The 677-nt window shown below is 61.4% G+C and carries 1 protein-coding gene; it reads right to left on the bottom strand.

Features of this window, described 5'->3' with window-relative positions; all coding sequences use genetic code 11:
* The coding region (locus ACWKV4_RS20605; RefSeq protein ID WP_483834051.1) for a putative Ig domain-containing protein at positions 1–677 on the bottom strand (677 nt) is incomplete at both ends.

The raw sequence follows: 677 nt of genomic DNA, 5'->3' as shown, positions 1-677 counted from the left end.
TGTTGAAGATAAAGTCCGTCGCTTTGAGCGTGTTGAGCAGATTACCCGTGACTGCCAACTCCAAGCGCTTGCCGCTGGCATCAGGCTCGTAGTTCTTGATGTAGGTGGTATTGGAGCTTGCGCTGTACTGCAAGAACAGCGTGCCGTTATAACCGTTGCCCAGCCCGGTATAGCCCAGGCCGGAGAGGTCGATTTTATCCACGCCCACCACAAAGTCGGTGATGGTGTCGGCATAGCTGGTGCTGGCCGTGCGGTAGCTATCAGCCAGGGCGGTGAAGCGGAAGATGTCCGCGCCCGTGCCGCCAGTGAGTTTGTCGATACCAGCACCACCGACCAGGAGGTCATTACCGCCCGCGCCGTTAAGCGTATCGGCGCCGCCGAGGCCGAGCAGTTGCTCATCGGCCGCGGTACCAGTGAGGGTGTTCTTGCCAGAGGTGCCGGTAATCACCTTGATCGGGGCTTCTGGGGTGGCAGGGGTGTCCTGTACGGCCAGGGCGAAGGTGTCACTGACGGTGCCAGCCTTACCGTCGTTGGCGGTCACGGTCACGTTAAAGGTACCGGCGGCGCTCGCATCCGGGGTGCCACTGAAGGTGCGGGTCGCGGCATCGAATTTGAGCCATGCCGGCAAGGCGCTGCCGTCAGCCAGGGTAGCGGTGAAACTCAGGGTGTCGTTGTCG

This window comes from Pseudomonas artemisiae, assembly GCF_057128685.1.
The sequence above is the reverse complement of the archived record's forward strand: the minus strand, read 5'-3'. Positions and strand labels throughout refer to the sequence as shown.